7 protein-coding genes and 1 pseudogene are annotated in these 9,263 nt (G+C 70.1%); 3 read left to right on the top strand and 5 right to left on the bottom strand.

Annotated elements, in window-relative coordinates:
* The 3 genes from I53_RS17515 to I53_RS17505 form a co-directional block, all read right to left on the bottom strand.
* Positions 1-1,025, bottom strand: a 1,025-nt coding sequence (locus I53_RS17515; protein WP_043352945.1) for a proton-conducting transporter membrane subunit, incomplete at its 3' end; no start/stop codon positions are given.
* Positions 1,026-2,010: 985 nt separating this feature from the next.
* Positions 2,011-2,655 carry a hypothetical protein gene (locus I53_RS17510; protein ID WP_043352941.1) on the bottom strand — a complete coding sequence of 215 codons (645 nt, stop codon included), beginning with the start codon at positions 2,653-2,655 and terminating at the stop codon, positions 2,011-2,013.
* 4 nt (positions 2,656-2,659) lie between these two features.
* A complete protein-coding gene (locus I53_RS17505) occupies positions 2,660-3,304 on the bottom strand; it encodes a hypothetical protein (protein ID WP_043352938.1) in 645 nt (214 codons plus the stop codon).
* Positions 3,305-3,396: 92 nt separating this feature from the next.
* Here I53_RS17505 and I53_RS17500 point away from each other — a divergent pair, with 92 nt between their 5' ends.
* Positions 3,397-4,380 carry a hypothetical protein gene (locus I53_RS17500; protein WP_043352935.1) on the top strand — a complete coding sequence of 328 codons (984 nt, stop codon included), beginning with the start codon at positions 3,397-3,399 and terminating at the stop codon, positions 4,378-4,380.
* 37 nt (positions 4,381-4,417) lie between these two features.
* Here the strand turns inward: I53_RS17500 and I53_RS17495 are convergent, their stop codons facing one another.
* Positions 4,418-5,602: a glycosyltransferase family 4 protein gene (locus tag I53_RS17495; RefSeq protein ID WP_043352932.1), complete on the bottom strand. Its 1,185-nt coding sequence runs from the start codon at positions 5,600-5,602 to the stop codon at positions 4,418-4,420.
* On the bottom strand, positions 5,602-6,642 hold the full coding sequence (locus I53_RS17490) for a glycosyltransferase family 4 protein (RefSeq protein ID WP_043352930.1): 1,041 nt from the start codon (positions 6,640-6,642) through the stop codon (positions 5,602-5,604). Before I53_RS17490 ends, I53_RS17495 begins: the two co-directional genes overlap by 1 nt.
* A gap of 93 nt (positions 6,643-6,735) precedes the next feature.
* Between I53_RS17490 and I53_RS17485 the strand changes: the two genes are divergently transcribed.
* Together I53_RS17485 and I53_RS17480 are read left to right on the top strand one after the other, a co-directional pair.
* Complete coding sequence (locus I53_RS17485) at positions 6,736-8,787, top strand: HAD-IIB family hydrolase (protein ID WP_043352927.1); 2,052 nt, start codon at positions 6,736-6,738, stop codon at positions 8,785-8,787.
* Positions 8,777-9,232 (top strand): annotated as a pseudogene (locus I53_RS17480) (glycosyltransferase family 2 protein); the annotation flags it as partial. The gene I53_RS17485 and the pseudogene I53_RS17480, both read left to right, overlap by 11 nt.
* Positions 9,233-9,263: the final 31 nt, after the last annotated feature.

Here is a 9,263-nt window from a genome sequence, read left to right as displayed (position 1 = left end):
CCGCCTGAGCAGGAAGCGTGGGCCTTATAGAGCGAGTGCGCCACGATGTGCAGCAGCGCGAGCGGGAACAGGGCCAGCCCACACTCGAAGATCATGAAGCCCATCTGAGCCACGGTCGACCACGCCAGCGAGGTTTTCACGGAGGGCTGGGTCAGCATGACCATGCTCCCGAACAAGGCCGTGAAACCGCCGGTGGCGACGAGAACCGCGAGCACGCCGGGGGCGAGAAGAAGGACGTCGGCAAATCGGATGAGCAGGAACCCGCCCGCGTTGATCACGCCTGCATGGAGCAGGGCGGAGACCGGCGTCGGCGTCTCCATGACCTCGATGAGCCAGCCATGGGTCGGAAACTGAGCCGACTTGAGCAGGGCGGAGGCTGCAAGCAGGCCGGCTGCTGTCACTGCGAGCCGTCCGCCTTCGCCATTCCGGGCGGCGTCCAGGATCTGCCCGATATCGCTCGTGCGGTAGGCAAGGCCCAGCAGCACGGCGGCGATGATCAAAGCGATGTCACCGAGCCGAGCGGTGACGAACTTCTTGCGCGCGACTCGGCGGGCGCCGGGACGAGCGTGGTAGAAGATGAGCAGTCGGTGGAGGAACAGGCTTGTCGCGATCCAAGAGGCGACGAGCTGAACGAGATTGCCGGCCGTGACGAGGAGCAGCACTGCTGCGAGCGTGAGGCAGAGCCAGCCGGTGAACGCACCCTGCCGATCCTCGCCGTCGAGGTAGGTCGACGCATAGCGCAGCACGATCCAGCCGATGAACGTGACGAGGACGAGCATGGTGATGCTGACCGCATCTACGCGTGCCTCGAGCCCCGCCCCGAAAAGACCGACCAAGGATCCAACACCGGCTCCTGTCGCCGCTAACATGACAGCGCAAACGACAGCGCTCGCGAGCGCGGTGAGGGCTGACAGTTCGGCGAGCAGGAGTGCGGCGCGTGGGCGACGTCCTGGTTTTGAGAAACAGGCGGCCGCACCTGCGAACAGCGCTGCGGGCGCGAGAAGGGGCAAGTCGAGCACGAGCACGGGATCCTCCGCAAGAAATGCTTTCGCTGCGAGGAGCCGTACTGAAGCCGACGATTTTAGGAAAATATATTATTTGCGACAGGATATTTTATAGAATGCATAAGACTCTTGGGTGAACACGGTTTGCGCGAGGAAGACTAAGAGCGGGTCGCCATCGCGCGAGGCGTGTTGATCGCGGACGGCGGGTGAGGCTGCGTCGTCACGGATTGCACGCAGGACAGAAGTCGATCGGCGCCGGACCAAACCTATCGCTGCCGGTCGTACCTCCTGATGAGCACAAGCGGTACATCCGATTACCTCGGCAGCGACCATCCGCGTTTTTTCGCCCGACGCATCGCAGATCAAATCGGCGCGCGTCCCCGTCCCGCCGAAGCCTGGCGCCGTATACTATGGACAAGGCTTCGCCGAGCGCCGCGATAGGCATACTGGCAGTATCCTCAGGCTTTGCATCCAGCTCGAATTGAGATGCGCTCACATGTCGGTCTTCAGGCGCGCCAGACTGACGTGCGACCTAGGCTTCTCGAACGGTCGTAAATTGCTGTGAGGCAGAGATACTTTGTTCGGCTTGAGCGTCGCGATCAGCCTCCAGTCTGTGGCTGCCCTTCTTTTTCTCACCTGCGCTCCTGCGAATACCCCGGTGTCGAAGACGCCACGCAAATGTCCGGAACGGAGGAGCGTCCGAGGCAACCGGAATGACCGGGATGGACGCGAAGCCGAATGTCCGCTCCTGCGCGCATTTGTGGGTCGGCGTGACGTGGTCTGGCCGAAACCTGCCATTCCGCTTCGGAATGCCGCCGCTCGAAATGCGAACATTGTCCTTGCCCGACTGCGACCCACTGGCACGCGTAGGATCATGCGAGAACGTAGCCCGTAGGCAAAGGGCAGCTTCGGAGCTTCTGTTCAGATAGGTCGTCTTTACCCGCGGCCGACCTGATCACGATAACGCTTCAGAAGTTGTAGCCGAGACGACGTCGGGAATCCTCCATCAGCTACGCGTCCACGCAGCATGCACGGCTCCAGTCGCCGTATCCGGCTTCGCCGCTCCGATGAAGATCACGACCGGGCCATGGGAATCGCGCCGGGGGTCATAGAAATCGAGCAGGCCGGGATGGAGGCGCTGGATGAAATCCGGTTGCCGCCCGCTCCGACGCAGCAGGTGGTCGATGACGACCTGATCGCCATGCACCGCGTTCGGCACGGGGCCGCAGGATCCTGGGCTCATCCAGCGGTCGGGGTCGGCCGCGAAGGTCGTGTAAAGCGATGCGAGCTCGTCCCCGGACCAGCGCAGCAGCGCACTGGAGAGGCGCCCCGCGTGGAAAAAGTCCTCCATCGCGGCGAGGCCGGGCTCGGCGAGGGCATCGGCTGGGCCGGTCAGCACCGTATCAAGGTCGCACAGGAGGGTCGGACCCGTGCTGAGACCGGGCCGGAACGCCTCCATCTTCGCCCACCAGGCCGACCAAGCGTGCCGGAGCGGGATCGTCTCCACGCCCGCGACGGCCACTGGCTGGTCCGTAAGACAGACGATCCGTTCGAAAGCCGGGGCATGACGGCGGATGCCGCCTGCGAGGCGGGCGACCCAGGTGGCGTCGTAGCGCCCGCCGCCCTTCAGGACGGTGATCAGCGTGGTCATGACGTTATTGCTCGGTCAGAGATGGTGGATGCACTCGGATGCGTCCGGCCGCCTCAGCCTCGGCGAACCATGCGCGCTCGGCCGCCCAGGGATGACCGGGCCAGCCGTCGAAACCAAAGCCGAAGACCTGCGCCGGTCCTGCACCCGCCGGGCGGCCGAGCAGTAGCGCGAGCGTCACGAGGAAGCCGGTGCTCTGGTTCGGGTGTCCCGCCGTGCGCGGGCCGAGCAGGGCGTGAGCCTGCTGGTGCAGCGTCTCGGGCAGGAGGAGGACCGGGCGGCCCAGCGGACGCAGCCGCGCCAGAAGCTCGCGGGTCCAGCAGATCGGCTCGGGGACGTTGTGCTCCGCCGGCAGCATCGGGAAGGGCAGGATGAAGGCCTGCGCGGCGCGGACCACCGGGCGCTCGAGGAAGCGCCGGTCCGCCAGCCATTCCCGCGGCTGGCCGCCGCGGTTGACCAGGGCGAGATGCGTGACGCGGTGGCCGGTGCCGCCGCCGAAGCCGAGCGCGTTGTTGAAGCGGACCACGCTGTCCGCCGCATCGATCGCGGCTGCGCACGCCCCCGCTCCGGGCGCGTTGCCCACGATGGCGAGGGACCCGTCGGCTGGTAGGCCGGCGCGTCCGGCAGGGAGGGAGTCGACGTCCGGGATCACGTGCGGCAGGGGTTATGGGAACCGCGGAGGTAAGGCGCGGGCCCGACGCATCCAGGCCCCTCTGCTGGATCGCGGGCGTGGGAGATGGGATCATGCGCCGGTGTTTCGTCTGTGCCGCCGCCATGATCGGGCCGAGCGACCGGACCCTGTCCTATCCGGGCGGCGCGCGCCGCGCCTTCCCGCTGGCCTGCAACGCCTGCGGGGTCCTGCTCGCGCACGCCGCGGCCCCGGAGGCCTGCCGCGCGCATCTGGCCCGAAGCCTCGCCGGTCCCGTCTTCGCGCCCGACCCGGAGGCGCCCTACGGCCTCGACCTCTATACCCTGCGTAGCGCCGCGACCCGTTGGCGGCTCGGCGTCCGTCCCCGCGACGCGGCCGGCCGCGCGGAACTCCGACACCCCCACGGTACCCGGGCGGCCGACGCTGAGCTGTTCGCCCTCGAAGCCGCCGACCGGCGCCCGGTGTCCCTCGGTCTCCTCTGCCGTCCGGCGGACCGGGACGCCGTCCTGGCCTCGCTGCCGGCGCAGGCTGGCTGGACGGACGACGTCGCGATCTTGATCGACGGGCCGGCGCGGGCGGCGGTGCCGGTCCCGGTCGCGGGCTTCGCCGCGGGGGCGGTGCGCGTGGCCGCCCGCCCCCTGGACGGGGATTTCGCCGCGCAGCGCAATGCCCTCCAGGGCCTCGCCCGCCACGGCTGGATGCTGCAGCTCGACGCCGACGAGGCGCTCGGCCCGGCGACCGGCCGCTTGCTGCCCGCCCTGGCGGCCCTGGCCGAGGCGGAGGCCGTCGTCTCGATCGGGCTCGCCCGGGCGAACCGGGTCGACGGCGTCCTCTCGGACGTGTTCCCGGATGTCCAGTATCGGTTGAACCGCACCCATCTGGTCTACGCCGGCCGCGTCCATGAGCGCCCGGTTCTCGACCGCGGCTGGCCCGGGAGCCTCATCGCCCTGCACGGCGGCATCGAGCATCGCCTGAGCGCGGCCCATGTCCGGGCACGATCGCGGCGCTACGAGGCGCTCGATCCCGGGCGCGGACGTCTGGAGGAAGAGGCCGCGTTGCTGCGCCCCTACGCAGACTGACGGGTCGGAGCGGACCGGATCTGCTGCGGCTGCACGATCAGCCGCCCCGCGCCGCCGTGATCGCCCGTTCGTAGAGCGCCAGTGTCTCGCGCCCGAGGCTCGCCCGGCTGAAGCGCCCGGCCGCCGCCAGGGCGCGGGCGCGATAGGCGCGGCGCAGGTCCGGATCGGTGAGGAGCGGACGCAGGGCGTCGGCGAGGGCCGGCCCGGTCGCGGCCGCGGCCAGGGGGCCGGCGCCGGGCACGCCGACGAAGGCGCGGGCGCTCGCATCCTCGGCGCAGGCCACGACCGGCCGGCCGTAGGCGAGCGCTTCCTGGTAGACGAGGCCGAAACTCTCGTAGCGCGAGGGCGCCAGCACCGCGTGAGACTCGGCGTAGGCCGCCGACAGCGCCCGGCCGTTGATCCGGCCCCGGGCCCGGATGTGCGGCCGCGCCACATCGGGCAGATCGGCCGGGAGATCGTCCGGCGGCACCCCAACGAGGTCGAGCCGGAAGGCGGGCAGCGCGCCCCTCGCCCACTCGGCGCCGAGGATCGCGACCGCGCCGAGAAGGGCATCGAACCCCTTCCGCGCCTCCGCCCGCCCGACGAAGAGCAGGCGGATCGGTTCCGCCGCCTCCGGATAGGGGGCGCCACTCGCGGCCTCGGCGACCTCGGGGGGCAGGCTGAGACCGATCACCGCCTCGGGCTGCCGCCCGGTCAGCCCGTAGCAACGGGTGATCACCCCCGCGTGCGTCGCGGTGTTTGCGATGAGCCCAGCGCTCGCCTGAGCCTGCCGACGCTCCAGGCGGTCAGCCGTCCAGCCGTCGAGGCGGTTCCGCAGGCTGCCGGCCGGGTCGCGGGTGAAGGCGGCCGGCGTGGAGCTGCGGGTCACCAGCGGCAGATCCCGCCGGCCGGCGAGCAGGGCAGCCGGCGCATACCAATTGGTCGCCTCGATCACGGCGAAGGGCCCTTGGCGATGCGCCTCCAGCACGGCACGCCGGAAGGCGAGCGGGGCGGCGAGATGGCCGGCGGAGCCCCAGAGGCGCAGGCGCGCGAGGGAGCTGCCAGGCGCCAGGGCGAGCCCCGACACGGTGACGCCGCCGATCCGTTCGTGTCCGGTCCGGTCGAGGGTGAACACCGTCACCTCTGCGCCCGCCTGCGCAAGGCTCTCGGCGATCTCTCGGGCCGCGGTGGAGAGCCCGCTCGGCGATGGCGGGTAGTCCCAGGCCAGGAAGGCGGTGCGCATCAGGCGGCGCGCAGGCGGTGGTAGAGGGCGAGGTAATCCCGGGCCATGCGTTCGGCGGTGAAGCGCTCCTCGAACCGGCGGCGGATCGCGGCGCGGTCGAGCTGCCCGATCCGGGCGAGGGCCGCGACCGCCTCGGCTTCGCTGGAGACGATGAAGCCCGTCACCCCGTCCTCGACGATCTCGGGAACCGAGCCGCGGTTCCAGGCGACCACCGGAGTGCCGCAGGCCATCGCCTCGATCATCACGAGGCCGAAGGGCTCGGGCCAGTCGATCGGGAACAGGAGCGCCCGGGCGCCGCCCAGGAGCTCGCCCTTCCGGGTATCGTCGACGGGCCCGAGATAGGTCGCGTCGACGCTCAGCAGGGGACGCACGCAGCGGTCGAAATAGTCCGGGTTGCCGACATCGATCGTGCCGCCGAGCCGGATCGGCAGACCGGCGGCGCGGGCGACCCGGATCGCCACGTCGGGCCGCTTCTGGTCGGTCATGCGACCCACGAAGGCGACATGGTCGTCCGGCGCGGCGCGGAAGGCGTAGCGCGCCCGGTCAATGCCGTGATGGACGATGCCGGCCAGGTTCACGGCCGGGATGCCGGTCGCCTGCGCGGCCGAGATCGCCGCGACGGGCAGGTCGGGGAAACCCTGGAAGAACAAGGCCCGGTCGAGCTCGTCGACCCGCCAGTGGATGGTGGTCAGGCTGCGTCGGCGCCGCGCGCCCAGCAGCGCCGCGTGGGCGAATTCGCCGTGGCAATGGACGATGTCGAAATCGTCGAGCCGCTGCCGCAGGTCCTCCAGCTGCAGAGCCTCCAGGGCGGCGGGCACCCCGGGTGCGACGCGCCCGTGTTGCCGTTCCAGCGCCGCGAGACTCGGGTAATTGCCGACGCGCGGTAAGTCTGTCGCACTGTCCGATGGGGCGAATAATGTTAGTTCCACACCCAAGCTTCGTAGCGCCGTGCTGAGATCGTGCACAACCCGCTCGGTGCCGCCGTGATGGTCTGGGGGAACGGGAAAAATGTTCGGAGCGACCTGCGCGACGCGAAGCACGGCAACCTCTTTACATATGTTAAGCCGGGGCGCGGCGTTCGCTTTACATAAGTTAAGCGTTCTGCGGCGCGCGAGAGCCGCAGCGCACGCCTGATGTTTGTCCTGCATATCGCCCTGCAGGGCTGCCTGCGCGGCGACGGCGTCGTCTACGGGCTCACCGCCGACACGGGCGGCCATATCCGCTACCTGCTCGATCTGGTCTCGGCCTCGGTGCAGGACCGCGATCTCACGCGGATCGTGGTGGCGACCCGTCTGTTTCGCGGCTCCCTCGGGGCCGCCTACGCCGTGCCCGAAGAGCCGATCGCCGACAAGGTCACGCTCGTGCGGCTCGCGAGCGCGTCCCCGGACTACCGCGCCAAGGAGGCGATGCACGCCGAGGTCGCGTCCTTCGCCGAAAACCTCATCACCTGGATCGCCGCCCAGGCCCGGGCGCCGGATCTCATTCACGCGCATTACGCGGACGCGGCGACGGTGGCGGCCCTGGTGGAAGATCGCCTGGGCATCCCCTTCGTCTTCACGGCCCATTCCCTCGGACGCGTGAAGGCAACGATGCTGGGCACGGCCCCCGTCCGGCCTGATCTCGCCCGCCGGATCGCCGCCGAGGAGGAGGCTGTGGCGCGAGCCCAGCTCGTGATCGCCTCCTCGCGGGACGAGGCGGAGGTGCAGTACGCCGGCTATGCGGCCTACGATCCCGGACGCGTCCGCGTCCTGCCTCCGGGCAGCGACCTCGCCCGCTTCGCCGCGGCCCAGACCCATCCCCGGGTCGACGCGGCGATCGACCGCTTCCTCGACGATCCGGACAGGCCGGCAATCCTGGCGCTCGCCCGGCCGGTGGCGCGCAAGAATCTCGCTGCGCTGGTGCGTGCCTACGGCGAGAGTCGTGCGCTCCAGGCCCACGCCAACCTCGTGATCATCGCCGGGACCCGTGACGACATCGATACCCTCGACGGCGACATGGCCGCGACCATGCGCGACCTCCTCGTCCTGATCGATCGCTACGATCTCTACGGGCGCGTCGCCTACCCGAAGACGCACCGTCCGGAGGACGTTCCGGCGATCTACGCCCATGCTCGGACGCGCGGCGGCCTGTTCGTCAACCCGGCCCTCAACGAGCCCTTCGGCCTGACGCTACTCGAGGCCTCTGCCGCCGGCCTGCCGCTGGTCGCCACCGACAGCGGCGGCCCCAACGACATCGTCGAGACCTGCGGCAACGGGCTCTTGGTCGATCCACGCACCCACGGGGCGATCGCGGAAGCGTGCCTGCGGATCCTGGGCGATCCGGTCCTCTACGCACGCTGCGTGGCTGGCGGCGCCCGGGCGGCTGCAGCCTACGACTGGGACCGGCACGCCGCCCGCTATCACGTCCTGCTGCGCGCGCTGCTGTCCCCGGAGCCGCCCACCCAGACACCCCGGCAGCTGCTCGTCTGCGACATCGATAACACGCTGGTCGGCTGCGATGCGGCGATGGGAATCTTCCGCCGGTGGCGCAGCCGGCAGGCGGGGCTCGCCTTCGGCGTCGCAACCGGCCGGTCCTTCCACAGCGCGATGGCCGTGCTGGAGCAACAGGACAGCCCCCGGCCTCAGGTAATGATCACCTCGGTGGGATCCGAAATTTACCACCTCGACGCCAACGGCGTGACATACACGGCAGACGCCGCGTGGCGCCGGATCATAGAGCCCGGCTGGGATCGGCCCGCCGTGCAGGCAGCGCTCGACAGGCTTGATGGGCTGAGCCCGCAGGGTCCTCTGGAGCAGCGGGCCCTGAAGCTGAGCTATTTCGGTGACACCGAGACCGAACGGCGCGTCCGCGCGCGTCTGGCAGAGGCCGGTATCGCCGCGCGTGTGATTCACAGTCATGGACGGTATCTCGACGTCCTGCCCGAGGCCGCCTCGAAGGGCACTGCCGTGGACCACGTCCGGGCCCTGTACGACCTGCCGGAGCACGCCGTGTTCGTGGCCGGCGATTCCGGCAACGACATCGAGATGCTCGGCGCCCGCGTGCAGGCGATCATCGTGGCGAACTATTCCGACGACCTCGCAAGCCATGCCGCCCTGAAGCACTCCTACGTGTCCCGTCGGACCCACGCCCGGGGCATCATTGAAGGGGTCTCGCACTTCCGCCGGATGCTCGCCGATGCCGGCTGAGCACGCGGGGGGGCCGGCTCCCAGCGTCCTGACCCTGGTCCGCGGCCGGGCCGACCGGCTCCGTAACCTGATGCAGGGTCTCGCCCGCCAGACGCTGGCCCCGCGAGAGCTGGTGATCGCCTGGATGCAGTCGGAGCGTGCGCCGGACCTGCCCGATCCCGGCTGCCCGATCCGGCACCTCCACGTGCCGGGCGAGCCGATGCCGCTGGCCGCCGCGCGCAACCGGGCCGCCGAGGCAGCGTGCGCTGAACTCCTCGTCTTCCTCGACGTGGATTGCATCCCGTCGCCGACTTTGACGGACGCCTATGCGCGGGCCGGCGCTACGACGCAGGGGCTGTTGCTCGGCGAGGTCCTCTACCTTCCGCCGGGGGCGGGCACCGGCGATTGCAAGCCGGCGGTACTCGACCGCCTCGGCCGAGCCCATCCGGCCCGGCCCGCCTTGCCCAGACTCTAGAGGTCCCCGGGACCGGCTGAAT

This window comes from Methylobacterium sp. B1 (assembly GCF_000333255.1).
GTDB lineage: Bacteria > Pseudomonadota > Alphaproteobacteria > Rhizobiales > Beijerinckiaceae > Methylobacterium > Methylobacterium fujisawaense.
Note: the sequence above shows the minus strand (reverse complement) of the source record. Positions and strands in the feature narration are given on the sequence as shown.